We start from the raw sequence: 459 nt of genomic DNA on the forward strand, positions 1-459 counted from the left end.
CGGTGACCGCCAGTACGCGCCCGCCGCTGGCGACGATGTGCCCGTCCTGCAGCCGCGTTCCCGCCTGGAACACCGTCGCGCCGGTCGCTTCGGCCTCGGCGATGCCGTCGATCCGCCCGCCACTCTCGGGCGTGCCGGGATAGCCATTGGCGGCGAGCACCACCGTCAGCGCAGTCTGCTCGACCCATTTGGCTGCCCCGCGCTGCCCGAGCGTGCCATTGGCGACCTCCAGCAGCACCTCGAGCAGATCCTCGTCGAGCCGCGCCATCAGCACCTGGCATTCGGGATCGCCGAAGCGGCAATTGTATTCGATCAGCTTCGGCCACTCGTCGGTGAGGATCAGGCCGGAGTAGAGCACGCCCGAATAGGCCATGCCGGCATCGGCCATGGCCTTGACGGTGGTGGCGATGATGCGGGTGATCGCCTGCTGTTCGAGATCGGGGGTCAGCACGCGGGCCG

The 459-nt window shown here is 68.8% G+C and carries 1 protein-coding gene; it reads right to left on the reverse strand.

Annotated features, from left to right (window positions below; translation table 11 throughout):
* A partial coding sequence (locus AACY52_RS30980) for a phosphoribosylglycinamide synthetase C domain-containing protein (RefSeq protein ID WP_339561492.1) occupies positions 1 to 459 on the reverse strand: 459 nt, incomplete at both ends.

Origin of the sequence: Pseudomonas sp. EA_65y_Pfl1_P113 (genome assembly GCF_963970525.1) — a bacterium.
Classification (GTDB): Bacteria; Pseudomonadota; Gammaproteobacteria; order Pseudomonadales; family Pseudomonadaceae; genus Aquipseudomonas; species Aquipseudomonas tritici.